This is a genomic window from Amycolatopsis sulphurea, assembly GCF_002564045.1.
Taxonomy (GTDB): domain Bacteria; phylum Actinomycetota; class Actinomycetes; order Mycobacteriales; family Pseudonocardiaceae; genus Amycolatopsis; species Amycolatopsis sulphurea.
The window spans coordinates 1,968,431-1,984,032 of sequence record NZ_PDJK01000002.1; the positions used below are offsets into that span (position 1 = coordinate 1,968,431).

General features: G+C 69.2%; 17 protein-coding genes. 10 read left to right on the forward strand and 7 right to left on the reverse strand.

Annotated elements, in window-relative coordinates; genetic code table 11:
* Positions 1–41 precede the first annotated feature (41 nt).
* From ATK36_RS15190 to ATK36_RS33560, 6 genes are all read left to right on the forward strand, one after another.
* On the forward strand, positions 42–512 hold the full coding sequence (locus ATK36_RS15190) for an Lrp/AsnC family transcriptional regulator (protein WP_098512072.1): 471 nt from the start codon (positions 42–44) through the stop codon (positions 510–512).
* 164 nt (positions 513–676) lie between these two features.
* Positions 677–1,081, forward strand: coding sequence for an SsgA family sporulation/cell division regulator (locus tag ATK36_RS15195; RefSeq protein ID WP_098512073.1), 405 nt, complete (start codon positions 677–679; stop codon positions 1,079–1,081).
* 43 nt (positions 1,082–1,124) lie between these two features.
* The gene (locus ATK36_RS33550) at positions 1,125–1,547 is read left to right on the forward strand and encodes a hypothetical protein (protein WP_245914753.1); all 423 of its coding nucleotides are present in this window, start codon (positions 1,125–1,127) and stop codon (positions 1,545–1,547) included.
* A 178-nt stretch (positions 1,548–1,725) separates the two neighbouring features.
* Positions 1,726–2,415, forward strand: a complete 690-nt coding sequence (locus ATK36_RS15205; RefSeq protein WP_098512075.1) for a response regulator transcription factor — start codon at positions 1,726–1,728, stop codon at positions 2,413–2,415.
* Positions 2,416–2,444: 29 nt separating this feature from the next.
* Complete coding sequence (locus tag ATK36_RS33555; protein ID WP_245914755.1) at positions 2,445–3,167, forward strand: hypothetical protein; 723 nt, start codon at positions 2,445–2,447, stop codon at positions 3,165–3,167.
* A complete protein-coding gene (locus tag ATK36_RS33560; RefSeq protein WP_245914757.1) occupies positions 3,104–3,856 on the forward strand; it encodes a sensor histidine kinase in 753 nt (250 codons plus the stop codon). The genes ATK36_RS33555 and ATK36_RS33560 overlap by 64 nt, the downstream gene beginning before the upstream one ends.
* A gap of 581 nt (positions 3,857–4,437) precedes the next feature.
* Here ATK36_RS33560 and ATK36_RS15215 read toward each other — a convergent pair.
* The 5 genes from ATK36_RS15215 to ATK36_RS15235 all read right to left on the reverse strand — a co-directional run bounded on the left by ATK36_RS15215 (position 4,438) and on the right by ATK36_RS15235 (position 9,308).
* Positions 4,438–5,538: a hypothetical protein gene (locus ATK36_RS15215; RefSeq protein WP_098512076.1), complete on the reverse strand. Its 1,101-nt coding sequence runs from the start codon at positions 5,536–5,538 to the stop codon at positions 4,438–4,440.
* A 145-nt stretch (positions 5,539–5,683) separates the two neighbouring features.
* The gene (locus tag ATK36_RS15220; RefSeq protein WP_098512078.1) at positions 5,684–6,400 is read right to left on the reverse strand and encodes a G1 family glutamic endopeptidase; all 717 of its coding nucleotides are present in this window, start codon (positions 6,398–6,400) and stop codon (positions 5,684–5,686) included.
* 142 nt (positions 6,401–6,542) lie between these two features.
* Positions 6,543–7,598, reverse strand: coding sequence for an ABC transporter substrate-binding protein (locus ATK36_RS15225; RefSeq protein ID WP_098512079.1), 1,056 nt, complete (start codon positions 7,596–7,598; stop codon positions 6,543–6,545).
* Positions 7,598–8,485 carry an ABC transporter permease gene (locus ATK36_RS15230; protein WP_098512081.1) on the reverse strand — a complete coding sequence of 296 codons (888 nt, stop codon included), beginning with the start codon at positions 8,483–8,485 and terminating at the stop codon, positions 7,598–7,600. Before ATK36_RS15230 ends, ATK36_RS15225 begins: the two co-directional genes overlap by 1 nt.
* Positions 8,475–9,308: an ABC transporter ATP-binding protein gene (locus ATK36_RS15235; RefSeq protein ID WP_098512082.1), complete on the reverse strand. Its 834-nt coding sequence runs from the start codon at positions 9,306–9,308 to the stop codon at positions 8,475–8,477. Before ATK36_RS15235 ends, ATK36_RS15230 begins: the two co-directional genes overlap by 11 nt.
* Before the next feature lie 190 nt (positions 9,309–9,498).
* Here ATK36_RS15235 and ATK36_RS15240 point away from each other — a divergent pair, with 190 nt between their 5' ends.
* Together ATK36_RS15240 and ATK36_RS15245 are read left to right on the forward strand one after the other, a co-directional pair.
* Positions 9,499–11,082 (forward strand): sensor histidine kinase, encoded by a 1,584-nt coding sequence (locus tag ATK36_RS15240; RefSeq protein ID WP_098514908.1) that lies wholly within the window; start codon positions 9,499–9,501, stop codon positions 11,080–11,082.
* On the forward strand, positions 11,082–11,738 hold the full coding sequence (locus ATK36_RS15245) for a response regulator (RefSeq protein WP_098512084.1): 657 nt from the start codon (positions 11,082–11,084) through the stop codon (positions 11,736–11,738). The genes ATK36_RS15240 and ATK36_RS15245 overlap by 1 nt, the downstream gene beginning before the upstream one ends.
* Before the next feature lie 173 nt (positions 11,739–11,911).
* On the opposite strand, the gene ATK36_RS15250 is transcribed toward ATK36_RS15245, so the two are convergent.
* Positions 11,912–12,916: a hypothetical protein gene (locus ATK36_RS15250; protein ID WP_098512085.1), complete on the reverse strand. Its 1,005-nt coding sequence runs from the start codon at positions 12,914–12,916 to the stop codon at positions 11,912–11,914.
* Positions 12,917–13,548: 632 nt separating this feature from the next.
* Here ATK36_RS15250 and ATK36_RS15255 point away from each other — a divergent pair.
* Positions 13,549–14,292, forward strand: a complete 744-nt coding sequence (locus ATK36_RS15255) for a trypsin-like serine peptidase (RefSeq protein WP_098512087.1) — start codon at positions 13,549–13,551, stop codon at positions 14,290–14,292.
* Between the two features lie 13 nt (positions 14,293–14,305).
* Positions 14,306–14,530, forward strand: coding sequence for an RNA-binding S4 domain-containing protein (locus ATK36_RS15260; RefSeq protein WP_098512088.1), 225 nt, complete (start codon positions 14,306–14,308; stop codon positions 14,528–14,530).
* A gap of 63 nt (positions 14,531–14,593) precedes the next feature.
* Here ATK36_RS15260 and ATK36_RS15265 read toward each other — a convergent pair whose 3' ends face one another.
* Positions 14,594–15,553, reverse strand: coding sequence for an Ldh family oxidoreductase (locus tag ATK36_RS15265; protein WP_170069745.1), 960 nt, complete (start codon positions 15,551–15,553; stop codon positions 14,594–14,596).
* Positions 15,554–15,602: the final 49 nt, after the last annotated feature.

Here is a 15,602-nt window from a genome sequence, read left to right on the forward strand (position 1 = left end):
AAGGCCAGGCGGCCGATCGGTCGATCCGGTTAGCCTGGGGCGTGCGCACTCCCGACCTCGATCAGCTCGACCTCGCCATCCTCTCCTGCCTGCAGGCCGACGCCCGCACGATAGCGGAGGTGATCGGCGCCAAGGTCGGCCTGTCCGCGGCGGCGGTGCAGCGGCGGATCAAGCGGCTGCGCGAGACGGGCGTGATCGAGAAGGAGGTCGCGGTGCTGTCCCCGGCCGCGCTCGGGCTGAACATGACCTTCGTCGTGATGGTCGAGCTGGAGCGGGAGAGCCTCGGCGTGCTGGAGGTGTTCCGCCGCCAGGTGCTCGCCGAGGACTGCGTGCAGCAGTGCTACTACGTGACCGGCACGGCGGACTTCGCGCTCGTGGTCACCTGCTCGGACATGACCGCCTTCGAGACGCTGAGCCGGCGGATGTTCGTGGACAACCCGGACGTCCGGCACTTCACCACCAGCGTCGCGATGGACCGGGTCAAGGTCGGGCTGACCCTGCCGCTCGGCTGAGCCCCGATCCGCGCAAGAACACTGCGTCCGGCGTTACACCACAGAGGACAGATGCAGCCGATCGCGTGAACGTCGGAGAACCCACGTCACGGCCTCCGGGTTCGGACCTCTCCCTGCCGACCGGTTCGCGAGGTGCGAACGACCGGAGGACCCCAGGAGCAGCCGTGCACACCGACACCATTCACCAGACCCAGTTCGTGTTGCTGAACGAAAGCACCACCCCGGTGCTCTCCCGGCTGTCCTTCCACGCCGGGGAACCGTTCGCGGTCACCGTCGCGTTCCGGACCGAACGCGGCCGGTGGATCGAGTGGACGTTCGCCCGGGATCTGCTCGCCACCGGGCTCACCGAACCGGCCGGCCTCGGCGACGTGCGGATCCGCCCGGATCTGTCCGAGGACGAGGAACTGCTCACCCTGGAGATCGAGTCGCCCGACGGCTACGCCGCGTTCGAGCTGGAGCGGGAGGACGTCCGGGCGTTCCTGGAGTCCTCCTACGAGCTGGTGCCGCTCGGCGCGGAGAGCGAGCACTTCGACGTGGACGGGCTGATCGAGGAGATCAGCAACGTGTGAGACCTGCCGATCCCGCGGCATGGAAAGGAAAGGAGCGGTTCGAGTGCGCTGGAGGCACTCGAACCGCTCTTTTTCCGTCGTCACCGCCCCTCCGGGCCGTGCGGTCAACGGCTGCCGCACCGAGCCACCAGACTGTCCACTATGGATCTTCGATGGCCGGTCTACCGTGCAGGAGTGGTGGGCGAAGAACTGCCTGCCTGGCGCCGGCCACCGGCGGGGAGACCCGCTGGGCCGCGGCGTCCGTCGTGCGGGCACGCTCGCCCTGCAGCTGGCGCTGCCGGACGAGATGGTGCTGCGCCCGTGGTGGCTGCTGCCCGCGCTGACCACGTTGCTGACCGTCGCGGTGCTGATCAGCGGCGGCGTGGGGTATTGGACGAACATCTTTTCGCTCTGGTATTGGGAGTTCGACCGCGGTGGCCCCGGCCGACGTGATGCCGGCTGCGGATCTGGGCGAAGACGAGAATGATGGTCCAGGCCGGGATCTCGCAGCTGCCGGCGCTGATGGTGTTCGCGGTCGGCGGGCGGCAAGGCTGACCCCGCCGAGTGACGAATCCGCACGGAACCACGACGATTCCGCACGGACTCCCCGGTCGCACCCCCAGGCACTCCTAGGATCGGGCCTGCACTCGATCTCCGGAGGCTCCATGTCACGTCTATTGCTCGTCGAGGACGACCGTGCGCTGGCCGAGGCGCTCTCGCTGGCGCTGGGCGCACTCGGGCACCAGGTCCTCGTCGCCCCGACCGGGGAGGCGGCGCTGGAAGCGCTGTTCACCGAACGGGCCGAGTTCGACTTCGTGCTGCTCGACGTGATGCTGCCGGGGATCGACGGGTTCGAGGTCTGCCGGCGGATCCGGGCCGGCAGCAGAGTCCCGGTGATCCTGCTGACCTCCCGTGGCGATCCGATCGACATCGTGGCGGGCCTCGAATGCGGTGCCGACGACTACGTCGTCAAGCCCGTCGAACCGCGGGTACTCGACGCACGGATCAAGGCGGTCGGCCGGCGCGCGGTCAGCACCGCCGGGCCGTCCGCCGAAGTGCTGCGGATCGGCAGGCTCGAACTCGACCTCGGTGCGATGAGCGTGACCCGCGACGGCGCCGATCTCGCCCTCACCGCCACCGAGATCCGGCTGCTGGTCGAGTTCGCCCAGCATCCGAACCAGGTGCTGAGCAGGCAGACCCTGTTGAAGCGGGTGTGGGACTACGGCTACGTCGGCGATTCGCGGCTGGTGGACGCGGCGGTGGCGCGGCTGCGCGCGAAAATCGAGGACGATGCGGCGAACCCGGTCGTACTGCGGACCGTGCGCGGCCTCGGCTACCGGCTGGCCGACCAGTGAAGTGGCCTGCCTTCGGGCTTCGCACCCGGGTGACCGCGGCCGTCGTGCTGGTCACCACCACGGCGACCGCCTCCATGGCGTTCGCCGCCGGGGCGTTGCAGAAGAACGAGGTGATCGGCGGGTTCACCTTCGCCGCGGAATCCGCCTTCGGCTCGGTGTTCGGCCAGGTCTGGCCCCTGCTCAAAAGCCCCGACGAGCAACAGCGAGCCTTTGCCGACGCCGCGAGTGCCAGGACCCAAGAATGGGCGCTGTTCACCCGGGATCCGGACGGATCGTCCCGGATGCTCAACTACGCCTCGACCAACTTCTACCGCCTTCCGCAACCGGCGCCTGCCCGGGTCGGCGACCGCTCCGGAGTGGTGGCCACCGTGGCCGACCAGGTGCTGGTGCACACCGCCGGCCCGGCGGACTTCCGGACCGCGACCGCGATCGATCCCGAGACCGGACGCAAGCTGCTGGTGGTCGCCGGGAACCACGGCAACTACTGGATGGTGCAGTTTTTCGACCTGTCCCCGGTCGAGGTCGGGCTGGCCAACCAGCCGCAGCAACTGGTCTACATCGCGCTCGGGGTGGGCGTGCTCGGGGTCGCCGCCGCACTGCTGGCCGCCCGCTACATCCAGCGGCCGGTCCGCCGGGTCGCCTCCGCGGCGAGGCAACTGGGGACGGTGCCTTCGATGTCCGGGTCCCGGTGCGGGGCCGTGACGAACTGGCCGACCTCGCCGGTTCCTTCAACACCATGGCACAGCGGGTGAGCGAGTCGATCACCGAGCTATGGGCCAAAGACCAGCAGCAGCAACGGTTCGTCGCCGACGTCGCGCACGATCTGCGGACTCCGCTCGCTTCGATAGTGGCCACTGTGGACAATCTGGCGAGCACCGACCCGGAGCTGCGCGGCCGGGCGAGCGAGCTGCTCGCCACGCAGTCCCGGCGGCTGGCGAAACTGGTCGAGGACTTGATGGAGATCTCCCGGTTCGACGCCGGTTCCACGGACTTCCGCCCGGAGCCGATCGAGCTGCCCGCACTGGTCGAGGACGCGATCGAGGTCAGCGCCCCGGATTCGGCGGTGCGCTGCACCGCCACCGGTGACACGACGGTGCTCGCCGATCCCCGGCGTGTCCACACCATCGTGTGCAACCTGCTGGTCAACGCCGTCCGGTACGGCACCGCGCCGATCGAGGTCTCCCTCGAAGGCCGCGCCGACGAGGTCGTCCTGCGGGTCTCCGACGCCGGCCCCGGCATCGCCGAAGACCTGCTCCCGATCCTGTTCGACCGCTTCGTCCGCGGCGACCACTCCCGGCAGGAGACCGAGGGCAGCGGGCTGGGCCTGTCCATCGCCAGGGAGAACACCCTGGTCCACGGCGGCACGCTCACCGCGCACAACGACGGCGGCGCGGTCTTCACCTTGACGCTCCCCCGGCGCGCGGAGGACGCATCAGCGTGATCGCGCGGGCCGGCCTCTGAACCGTCACGCAGGGCCCCGGCAAAGTTGGCCGACGACCCGGCAGCGGGCGATGCGGAGGTGTGTGCGCCCACCTCGTGGTGTGCGCCGGACCGGTTTCGGGTCTGTGAAGGGTCCCTTCACAGACTCAGAGTCCGTGAAGGGTCCCTTCACGGACCTCTACACCGACTTTGCCGGAACCCTGGAACCGTCACGGGTAAGGGACCGGCTTCGGTTTCAGGCCATCGCCGGTCGGCGTGGCTGGTGTTGAGGGTAGTAAGCGTGTTCGTGTTCGACCGGGGTGAGGTAGTCGTGCCGGGAGTGCAAGCAGGCGTCATGTACCAGTCGTCCCGTTCCATCACCGCGTACTCGACGTCGGCGAATGTTGTCAATGGGTCGTGATGGACCTCGGCGAGCGCGTTGTCACAGACATTCTATGGACCCCGAGAGTCCTTGCAGCGCAAGGGGTTCCGCGAACGCCACGGATGCGTATCGACTTCCCGCAGCGCTGTGGTGGATCAGCCCCGGCTCGCTGACCATCATCCGCAGGCGAGGAAGCGGCCCTCGACCCGTGACGGTTCACCTCACCGGAACGCGCCCACCGCGTGCGGAGTACCGACCAGCGTGACCTCGCGGGGCTGGAAGCCGTCGAAGTACGGCATCGGCAGCTGCGCGAGAATCAGCAGGATCGCCGCCAGCGCACCGAATCGCGGCAGGCCGAGTTCCCGGTCGCCGAGCTGGATCCACAGCACCATGACGAACCCGGTGATCAGCAGGAACCCCCAGCGCGCCTCGTCCCAGCCGCCGAAGGCGAGCAGCGCCGGGGTGAGGATCGCGGCGAGCGACAGCAGCGCCGACAGCGAAGGCCGGTGCAGGAGCAGGAATCCGGCGACCACCACGACCACGATCGGCAGCAGGTAGAGCAGAACGTCGGTGATCGAGTAGACGCCCCAGCTCTCTGCTTGGCTGCGGTTGAACAGGCCGATCGCGTCGTCCCGGAACGGGAAGCGCGCGTCCGCCAGCACTTGCTGGAACCGCTGGACCGCCCCGGGCGCGGCCGCGGGCAGCGCCAACAGCACCAGACCGGTTCCCGCGGACGGCAGGAGCACTGCGCAGGCCTTGCGGAACGGGAGCTTTCGCAGCAGCGCGAAGCCGAACACCGGAATCACGGTGAGCAACGCGATCTCGTGCGTCAGCACGGACGCCACCATCAGCCCGCCGGCGAGCACGAGCCGGCCCCGGTTCAGCGCGCAGAGCGCGCCGAAGAGCAGCAGATACAGCACCTGGTCGAAGTAGCCCACCTCGTGGAACAGGAAACCGCCGGTCGGCATCAGCAGCCACCCGATGACGAGGAACTGCTTGCTGATCGTGCGAGCCCGGAAGAACACGACCGTCAGCACGGCGAGCAGGAGCCCGAGCACGAGGAACCCGGCGATGGCGTAGACCCAGTAGTCGTACCCGAACACCAAGGCGAACGGCCGCAGCAAGGTGCCGATGAGGAACCGGCGGTGGAACCCGTCGGTCAGCGAGACCGACTCCAGCGTGACCGCCCAGTCGCCCGGCAGCCGGAACCCGGTGTACGCCGCGAGCAGCACCGCCGCCACGAACAACACCGTGGTCATCCGCTGCACACCACGCGTGCCGATCGTCGCGGGCACCCGTCGTTCTTCGAGCAGTGCGGTCATGTGCCTGGCCTCCCAAGATCTACTGGGAACCAAGCTAGAAGCGGAAAACGCGACTACCGAGACCGGAGAACGACAGTTCCGCACGGCTTTGTGACAGCGCCCGGAAGCCGCCCCGTACGGGTGACTTCCGGGCGCGGCCGGAGGCTCAGTGGCGGCTCATCGAGAAGCTCTGGCCGTCCGAGCCGATGTCGCTGGGACTGAAGGTACCGCGGCCGTTGTCGTCCGCGTCCAAGCGCTGCGGGTCGGCATCGGCGAGGTTCCGGCCGTCGAACCGCACCCCGCTGAACTCGATGTCACCGGAGATCGACGGGTACGAGCCGCTCGGGGACTCGATGACCGCCTCGGCCGAAATGTGCTGGGCGTTCAATGTCTGAGTCGTGCTCTTCGTCCAGCCTTTCGTCGTGTCGCTGATGTCCAGCCGGTAGTCATCGCCGGAGCGAGTGACGGTCGCGGTGATCCGGTCACCCGCGTCCACCGGGGTCTCGTCGGCCGGGTAATACACCGAATCGCCCGGGTACATCTCGTACCACACCCGTTTGAACGGTTCGCCGCCGTAGCAGTCCGTATCCACCCCCGTCTGCTCCACTGTGGACGATCCGTCGCCGTCGATACCGACCCACGGCGAGACGATCTCCTCGCTGGAGTTACAGGTGACGGCGGGCTCGATCCAGGACGCGGTCGCCGTGGTGAAATCGCCGGAACTGACGTAACCACCCCAGTTCCCGCCCTCGTGGTTGTGCCCGTGGAAGACACGATGGCCGGGAGTGGCCGCCGCGGTACCCGCGACGGCGGCGAGGCTCGCCGCCGCGGCCGCGGTGACCGCAACGAGCCGGACAGTCCAGCCTGGTCGTGGTGAGTACATGCAAATCCAATCCGATCATGGGGACCCGAGGTGCCGACGTTGATCAGTCTTGGATTCGCGAGAGCGGGAAGGTAGCTACTTTCGCATGGTCTTCCCTATTCGAGCAGAAAGTTCACCAACCTTATGTCCGCGGAATGGACTACTACTGCGCCGAGCGTGTGCGCGCAGCATCCACGAATCGGGTGGTGTATGTCTGGGCAAGGTCGACCTGGTCCTTTTTCGGCTTCACGTTGCTCGACGAGGAACCGAGGACTTCGAGCACGTTCCGCGCGCCGGCCGGATCCATCCGCCCGTCCTTGGTGAACATCGGCAGGCTGTCCTTGAGCGACTTCACGTACAACGCCTTGTCCCCGCCCGCGAACGAGGGCGGCATGACGTCCGCGACCTGCTCCGCGGTGTGCGTCGCGAGCCACTTCAGCGTGTCGACGTAGGCGTTCGCCAGCTTTTGCACCACGTCCGGGTAGCGCTTCACGATCTCGCAGCTCATGTACAGCGAACTGGCCGGGTAGAGCCCGCCGAGCGCGGCCCGGGTGCCCTCGACCGTGCGCAGGTCGTAGAGGATCTTGGCCTGGCCGGTGGTGGTCAGCTGCGCGATCGTCGGATCGGTGGTCATCCCGGCGTCGATCGCCCCCTGCTGCAGGTTCGAGATGAACGTCTGCCCGGCGCCGACCTTCACTGGCGTGTAGTCCTTTCCGCCGACCCCGCCCCGCGCGGCGAGCGCCTTGGTGAGGAAGTCGGTCGACGAGCCGAGCGAGGTGACCCCGAGGTTCCGGCCCCGGAAGTCCGCACCGGAGCGGATCTGCCCGGCCTTGCCGGTGGCCACCATCTCCGCCTCGCCGGGCACGTTGGCGAACTGCACCACGCTGGTCAGGCACTGTTGCTTGGCCTGCAGGTCGATGGTGTGGTCGTAGAATCCGACGACCGCCTGCACCTCCCCGGCCAGCAGCGAGGTCTCCGCGTTCGCACCGGAGGGCTGGTCGTAGAGTTCGACGTCGATCCCCTGCTTCTGGTACTCGCCGAGCTGGTGCGCGAGCTGACCGGGCAGATAGATCACTTTGGACAGTCCGCCGACCATGATCTTGATGTGCGGGCGGCCGCCGTCGCCGAGGTCGATCAACCGGGAGTCGCGGCAGGCGGTGACCCCGCCGAGGGTGACCAGCGCCGCGGCCGCGCTCGCGAGTGTCCTTTTGAGACGCATCAGATGGCTCGATTCCCGTCGTCGGCGCTCATTTGCGGACGCCAGCGCAGCAACCGGCGTTCGGCCGTGCCGATGACCCATTCCGCGAACAACGCGACCACCATGACGATCAGCATCCCGCCGTACACCCCGGCGGTGTCGAAGGTGCCCTGCGCGTTGGCGATCAGGAAGCCCATTCCGGCCTTGGCCCCGGTGTACTCCCCGACCACGGCACCGATCAGTGCGAAACCGAAGGCCACGTGCAGCGAGGAGAGGATCCACGAAGTGGCGCTGGGCAACACGATCGAGCGCAGCACCTGTCCACGCGTGGCGCCGAGGATGCGGGCGTTGTCGATCAGGTTGCGATCCACCTCGCGAGCACCGGTGAACGCGTTGAAGAACACCGCGAAGAACACCAGCACGAACACCGTGGCGACCTTGGAGGACAGTCCGAGGCCGAACCAGATCACGAACAGCGCGGCGAGCACGATGCGGGGCATGGCGTTGGCCGCCTTGATGAACGGCGCCAGCACCTCGGCCAGATACCGGCTGCGGCCGAGCACCACCCCGCACAGCACGCCCGCGATCGCGCCGAGCACGAACCCGAGGAACGCCTCCTCGACGGTCACCAGGATCTGGTACCAGATGGACCCGAAATCGGTTCCGGCGGTGAACCATTCGGCCAGCCGCTGCCAGATCTTCGAGGGCATCGAGTAGAAGAACGGGTCGATCCAGAACCGGCCGGCCAGCTCCCAGCTGCCCAGCCACCCCACCACGATCGCCAGCCGCAGCAGCCAGACGTTCCGCCGGTGCCGCGCGGCCGAGCGTTTCGCCCTGGCCAGCACGTCCTGTTCGGTCTCCAGCACCGGCAGCTGCTCCGCCGACGCGGCCGAGGTCTCAAGCGACATTGCCCGCCCCCTTCTGCCGGGCCTTGTCGACCTCGCCGCGCAGCGATTCCCAGATATTCGAGTACAGCACCCGGAATTCCTCCGTGAGCCGCAGCTCCTCCACCTTGCGCGGGCGCTGCAGCGGAATCTCGAAGACGTCCTTCACGGTGGCCGGGCCGGTGGTCAGCACGACCACCTTGTCCGCGAGCACGATGGCCTCGTCCAGATCGTGCGTCACGAAGATGACCGCAGCGCCAGGCGGGGCGGGTGGGCCGGCAGAAGCACTGCCCGACCACAGCCGCAGCAGCTCGTCCTGCATGAGCGCGCGGGTCTGTACGTCGAGCGCGGAGAACGGCTCGTCCATCAGCAGGATCTTCGGGTCCGTCACGAGCGTCTGCGCCAGCGCCACACGCTTGCGCATACCGCCGGAAAGCTGGTGCGGATAGTACTTCTCGAAGCCGGCGAGGCCGACCCGGGAAATCCAGTCCACCGCCTTGGCTCTGGCCTGTGCCTTCGGCACCCCGCGGAACCGCGGCCCGGAAGCCACGTTGTCCAGCACCGAACGCCACGGCATGACCGCGTCGGTCTGGAACATGTAGCCGACGCCGTCCGGAATTGACTTCACGTCCGTGCCGTGCACCCGTACCCGCCCGGCCGAGACCGGCTGCAGGCCGGACACCAGCGACAACGTGGTCGACTTGCCACAGCCGGTCGGCCCGACCACGGCGACGAACTGCCCCGGCTCGACGGTCATGCTCAGCTCGCGGACCGCGGTGTGCACGGAACCCGAGCCGTCCGGGAACCTTTTGGTGGCTCTGATCAGTTCGATCAGGGGTGGGGCCATGGCGGTGACTCCTTCGTCACAGGGGACGCTCACACGGTTGCCGGGAAGGTTAAGAGCGCGGCGGGCGGGCGAGAAGCTTGTCGACGTTCTGCGTGCGCTCTGCGCGTTGTCCACTTTTTGTACGTTTAGCGCACTGCGTTGAGCTGGGAGTATGTTCCCTGGCATGCCGAAGCTGGCGCTCTTTCCGCGGATGCGGTTCACCCGTCAGGTCCTGCTGCTGCAGATCGGCGTGGTGGTGCTCGTGGTGGGCCTCGGCGTCGCGCTGGTGGCCTGGCTGCTGCGCACGACGCTGACCGAGCAGTACGGCGAACGCGCGCTGGCGATCGCGAAGTCGGTGGCGGCGGACCCGGTGGTGATCGCCGGAGCCGCGGCGCGGCAGCAGGGCGGGCCGCTGCAGACGCGGGCGCAGGCCGTGACCAAGGCGAACGAGGTGCTGTTCGTGGTGATCACCGACGACCAGGGGATCCGGCTGGCGCACCCCGACCCGGGCAGCATCGGCGACCGGGTGAGCACCTCGGCCAAGGAGGCGCTCTCCGGCCAGGACGTGGTGAGCGCCGTGCAGGAGGGCACGCTCGGACTGTCCGTGCGCAGCAAGACCCCGATCGAGCAGGGCGATCGGGTGGTGGGCGAGGTCAGCGTGGGCTTCACCGTCACGGAGTTGACCGGCGACGTCAACCGGCTGATAGAGCTGACTTCGCTGTTCGCCGGTGGGGCGCTGCTGCTCGGCGCCGGTGCGTCGGCGTTGCTGAACCGCCGGCTTCGGCGAGTGACCCACGGCCTCGAACCGCAGGAGCTGACCGAGCTGCTCTACGAGCGCGAAGCCGTGCTGCACGGCATCGGCGAAGGCGTGCTGGCGCTCGACGCGCAACAACGGGTCACGGTGCGCAACGACGAGGCGGAGCGGCTGCTCGGTACCGCCCTCCCGGTCGGTACGCCGCTGGCCGAGCTGGACCTCTCGCCGCGGCTGCAGATGGCCGTCGCGGAAGGCGTGCCGGTGGACAATCTCCTTGCGGTGGCCGGAAATCGGGTGCTCGTGATCAACTCCCGCGCGGTGCGGCGTGAGGAACGACCGCTCGGTACCGTGCTGACCTTCCGGGACCGCACCGACCTCGACACGCTCACCCGTGAACTCGACGGCATCCGCTCGCTGTCCGACGGTTTGCGGGCGCAGCGGCACGAGTTCGCGAACCGGCTGCACACCCTGTCCGGGTTGTTGCAGCTCGGCCACCACGCCGAAGCCGAGGAGTACCTGCAGACGCTCACCGAGACCACCGGCGCCCGCGCCGAGCCGCCCGGCGACCAGATCGCCGACCCGTACTTACGGGCGCTGCTGGCCGCGAAAAGCGAGCAGGCCCAGGAAAAAGGCATGGAGCTACGACTGGCCGACGACTCGTGGGTGCCCGCCGCGGTGACCGACCCGGTCGCCGCGGGCACCGTGATCGGCAACCTGGTGGACAACGCCCTGCACGCGGCCCGGCTCGGGCCACGCCGCCCCGCTGCGGTCGAGATCGGCCTGCTCGCCGACGGCGACACCCTGCACGTGTCCGTTGTGGACAGTGGACCCGGCGTGCCGGAACCGTTGCGGGAAAAGCTTTTCGACGAGGGCGTGTCCACCAAACTGGCCCCCGGCCACGGGCTCGGGCTGGCGCTGGCCCGGCAGGCCGCCCGCGCCCACGACGGTGAGGTGTGGCTCGCCGACCCCGGCGGCGGTGCGTCGGGCGCCCTGTTCGTGGCGAAGCTCCCCGGTCTGCTGAGCACCTTGGAGGTCCCCTGATGATCCGCACCCTCATCGTCGACGACGACTTCCGGGTAGCCGGGGTGCATGCCGGTTTCGTCTCGGAGGTGCCGGGCTTCACCGTGGCCGGCATCGCGCACACCGCCGCCGAGGCCCGCGCCCGCGTCCGCGAACTGGCCCCGGACCTGGTGCTGCTCGACGTGTATCTGCCCGACGAGCCCGGCCTGTCCGTCCTGCCCGAACTGCAGACCGACACCATCGTGCTCTCCGCCGCGACGGACGCCACTTCGGTGACCGCCGCCATCCGCGCCGGCGCGCTGAACTACCTGATCAAGCCGTTCACCACCCGGCAACTCTCCGAACGGCTGACCTCCTACGCGCGTTACCGGGGCCTGGTGCGCACCGAACGCCCCCTCAACCAGGACGACGTGGACCGCGCCTTCCGCGCCCTGCACGACCAGGACCGGGCAGCCGCGCCGAAGGGCCAGTCGAGCGCCACCGCGCGGCTGGTGTCCGAACGGCTGCGCAGCTCACCGGCCCCGCTCTCGGCCGCCGAGGTCGCCCGCGAACTGGGCATGGCCCGCGCCACCGCACAGCGCTACCTGACCGCACTGGCCGAATCCGGCGCAGTGGACATGCGCCTGCGCTACGGCGCGACCGGACGGCCGGAACACGAGTACGTCTGGGTCGGCTGAGCCGTCGCTGGCCCCTCACCTGCCGGACCTGTTCCAGACCGGTTTCAGGTCTGTGAAGGGGCCCTTCACAGACTCTGAGTCCGTGAAGGGCCCCTTCACAGCTTTAGCAGATACGGGTCGGCCACCACCGACCCGATTGTCGTAGTCCGTTACCGATCCGACGGGACGGGCCGTCAGCGACCGCCTGCCGTTTTCCGCACCAAGCCCGTCCACGGCTGCCACCGATGGTCGACGACCTTCTGGAAGTCGCTCCTGGACGCGACGCTCGGTGCCGGTGCGGGCGGGTTGTCGCCCGCGCGGGGTGCGTCCTGATCCGCGCCAGCCCGGGGAACGTCCTGGCGCGGGCCGAGGGGAATGTCCTGGCGCGGGGTGACCGGCGGCGGCGTGGTGACCCGTTTCCGGATCGGCCGCTCCTGCGGGGACACCGGCACGTAAACCGTGGCCGGTCCGGCTTCCGAGGTCACCGGCACCTGCGGACGCGTGGGCCAGGAGCCCGGCGGAGCCACCACGACCTGCGGCTCGGCCTGCGTCGCCACCGTGTCGGGGCGCGAACCGGAGAACCCACCGGTCACCAGCCCGCCACCCAGCCAGCCGAGCCCGACCAGCATGACCGCCGACGCCCCGATGACCACGGCACGCCGGCTCCGGCGCCCCACCACGGCCTGGGGCGAGACCAGCACCCTGCCGACTGCGACCGGAACCGCCCCGGCCTGCGTGCCGCCGGCCTCGGCCACGCCCGACCCAGCCTGCACGCCGCCAGCCGCCGCCACACCCGACCCAGCCTGCGCACAGCCGGTCGCCGCCACACCCGACCCGGCCTGCGTACAGCCGGTCGCCGCCACGCCCGCCCCGGCGGCGGTCGGACCGTTCACGAGCAGCTCGTCCACAGTCGGACCGTCAACAACCTGCCCACCCACAACCTGCCCACCCACGACCTGTTCGGCTGCGCCCGCCCCGGGTCCCCGTTGCCCGCCCACGCTCGACTTGTCGATAAGTCGCCCGACCGCGCCCCACCCTGCCGCGCCCAGCCCGCCCGTCAGCCGCCTGCCCCCACCCGGCTTACCCGCCCGCTTCGAACTGCCCGGCACACTGGCGGCGATGATCCCGGTCCGATCGGCCAGCTCCGCGGCGGAGCGGTCGGCGGTTGCGGCCGGTCGCCGCTCGGCGAGGCGCAGCATCGGGCATACCTCCGGGGCACGGGCGCACGGGTGGACCCCACCATTCTGGTACATTTCCGATGGATCTGTCAGAAACCCAACTCCATCGAGTGATCATTGTTTTCACCAGAAGGCGGCTCCACCGTTGGAGTGCGGACCGAGGGGGACGACAACTGATCACTGATAAGTGACCTCGCCGATCACCAGAGCGTCGATGCAATACGGATCCGCGCAGGATCGTCTCAGCCGCTTTCTTCTTTGTGATAAAGGAAATTTCCTCGAACCAGGCCGCGGCTCGCGCGTCCCGGACACCGCGCGGCCCGCGATGCCGGTTTGATTCCGCCAGGATGCACGCAGTGACTCGATGAATGAACTTCGCCGCGTTACGCGAACTCCACTCGGGCGATCCGGCGAATCCGAACGTATTCGAGATAGTGGCCGCGTGCCGTCACCGGAACAGCCGGGCGAGAGGTCAGCTCGGCCACGTCTGCCGGGCGACACGGACCGGTGCATACCCGAGCACGCGACCGGCCCCCACCCGGCACCGGTGATCACCGCCACTTCGCCCGTGAAATCCTTTCTCACGGTTCCTCGCACCGATCTCACCCGGGAGTTCGGATACTGAGTGCGAACGGAAGCCTTCAGGAGGTGTTGTGCGGCGAGTCGTGATCGTGGCGGTCGCACTGGTGTGCACGAACGGCCTCCTCGTCGCGAGTGCGGACCACACCGTCGAAACGGTGCCCACCGCCGCGGCCAAGCCGGCGAACTCCGCCGTCGGCGCGCTGTTCCTGGACGGCACGCACTACTGCACGGCGAGCGTGGTGCACAGCGACCAAGGCAACGAAGTGGTCACCGCGGCGCACTGCATCCACGACGGTCAGGACGGCTCGTACTTGACCGGCGTGAGCTTCGCTCCCGGCTTTCACGACGGAGTCGCCCCGTACGGCTACTGGGAGGTCAGCGACGAGCGGGTGCTCCCGGGGTGGTCCGATTCCTCCGATCAGGACTTGGATGTCGGATTCGCCAAGGTGCGCCGTGCCGGTTCGGACACCACCGTGGAATCGCTGACCGGGGCGAACAAGCTGGCCGTGAACAGTCCGGCGGAGCGGCCGGTGAAGGTGACCGGCTATCCGGACGGCATCGACACCCCCGCGGTCTGCGCCACCACCACTAAACGGGAGGAAACCTTCCAGCTGCGCGTGGAGTGCCCTGGGTTCGCCACCGGCACCAGCGGCGGCCCGTGGATCGAGGACCCGGATCCGAACACCGAGCTCGGCACCGTGGTGGGCGTGATCGGCGGGTACGAATACGGCGGCGACACCGACGACGTGTCCTACTCCAGCTACTTCGACGACGACGTGGCCGCGCTCTACCGCCAAGCCACCGCGGGCCCGTGACATGATGCGGCGCATGAGCCACCCCGTGCGTGACGTCCCGATCACCGGCGCCCCGATCCGGCTGGGCCAGTTCCTGAAATTGGCCGGCCTCGCCGAGGACGGCGCGCACGCGAAGGACCTCATCGAAGCGGAAGAGGTCGCCGTGAACGGCGAGATCGAGACCCGCCGCGGCCGTCAGCTCACCGAGGGTGACGTGGTGGCCGTCGGCGGAGAACAGGGACGGGTCACGACCGGCTGAACGACGTCGGCGGCAGCCGGGAACACGCCTTGGTGTGGTGACCACCCCTCGTGGCCATCACAGCTAGCCCACCGTGCTCAGCGGCGACCGGCGGAGGCCGAGCGCCAGCGAGTCCAGCTGACGACGGACCGAGGCGGACAGCGGCACGCCCAGCGCCCGGCACTGTTCCAGATACTGCGCCTCCCGCCAGCCCGGGTAGCGGATCGGGGCGCCGCCCTCCCAGCCGAGCATGCTGCCGAACAACGCGCTCGCCGCGCGGTAGAAGCCGTCCGCGCTACGCAGCGTGGTCGGGGCGATCGCCATGACCAGCAGCCCGGTGTCGTGCTCGTGATCGGCGACGCCCGAGAGCACACCGGCCAGCACGTCCACCATCAGCGCGAACCCGGCGAACTCCGGGTTCCGCGCCGCGTCGCCGAGGTTCACGTCCAGCATGAACTCCGGGTACGCCCCGCCCGGGGCGGCCATGCCGAGCGGGTTCGCGGGATGCTCGTCCACGCCGCCCGCGGCCAGCACCAGCCCGATCATCCCGTGCGGCAGCGCGCGCGCCGCGTGGTGCCCGGCCCGGCCGAACGGACCGGCCCCGCGCATCGACACCAGCCCGACACCGAACCGCCCGGCCCGCACGACCGCGCGGTCCATCGCGTCGCCCACCGCCCACAACCCACTGGCCCTGCGATAATCGATGAGCGCGGCCGCCCCACGATCGGCGATCAGCAGTGGTTCGGCCCCAGGCGTCACGAACCCGCTTTCCACCGCGGGCAGGTGCAACCGGGTCAGCTCCGCGACGCCGGTGTCCGGCGCACCGGTGAGATCGCCGTGGCACAACGCTTCCGCGGCCATCCGCGCCCGGACTTCCGGAAAGCCGTGCGCCACCAGGATGTGCGAGACGAGTGCGATCAGTTCCTCGGCCGGCACCCGGTGCCAGGCCTGCTCGGGGATCGGGGTGTCACCGGAACCGGGACCGGCGGGAGCAGCGGAGGCGACCGGCCGTCCGAGACGGCGGGACCGAGGTCTGAGGGACACTTCACCGAGAGTGCCGGGGGTCCGCACACGACGTCAACGAGGTTGGCAC

What these genes read in the sequence shown, in the direction of transcription:
- ATK36_RS15205 (WP_098512075.1), top strand. Translation starts at nt 1,726, where the DNA reads ATGTCACGTCTATTGCTCGTCGAGGACGACCGTGCGCTGGCCGAGGCG.
- ATK36_RS15215 (WP_098512076.1), bottom strand. Translation starts at nt 5,538, where the DNA reads ATGACCGCACTGCTCGAAGAACGACGGGTGCCCGCGACGATCGGCACG.
- ATK36_RS15220 (WP_098512078.1), bottom strand. Translation starts at nt 6,400, where the DNA reads ATGTACTCACCACGACCAGGCTGGACTGTCCGGCTCGTTGCGGTCACC.
- ATK36_RS15225 (WP_098512079.1), bottom strand. Translation starts at nt 7,598, where the DNA reads ATGCGTCTCAAAAGGACACTCGCGAGCGCGGCCGCGGCGCTGGTCACC.
- ATK36_RS15230 (WP_098512081.1), bottom strand. Translation starts at nt 8,485, where the DNA reads ATGTCGCTTGAGACCTCGGCCGCGTCGGCGGAGCAGCTGCCGGTGCTG.
- ATK36_RS15235 (WP_098512082.1), bottom strand. Translation starts at nt 9,308, where the DNA reads ATGGCCCCACCCCTGATCGAACTGATCAGAGCCACCAAAAGGTTCCCG.
- ATK36_RS15240 (WP_098514908.1), top strand. Translation starts at nt 9,499, where the DNA reads ATGCGGTTCACCCGTCAGGTCCTGCTGCTGCAGATCGGCGTGGTGGTG.
- ATK36_RS15245 (WP_098512084.1), top strand. Translation starts at nt 11,082, where the DNA reads ATGATCCGCACCCTCATCGTCGACGACGACTTCCGGGTAGCCGGGGTG.
- ATK36_RS15250 (WP_098512085.1), bottom strand. Translation starts at nt 12,916, where the DNA reads ATGCTGCGCCTCGCCGAGCGGCGACCGGCCGCAACCGCCGACCGCTCC.
- ATK36_RS15260 (WP_098512088.1), top strand. Translation starts at nt 14,306, where the DNA reads ATGAGCCACCCCGTGCGTGACGTCCCGATCACCGGCGCCCCGATCCGG.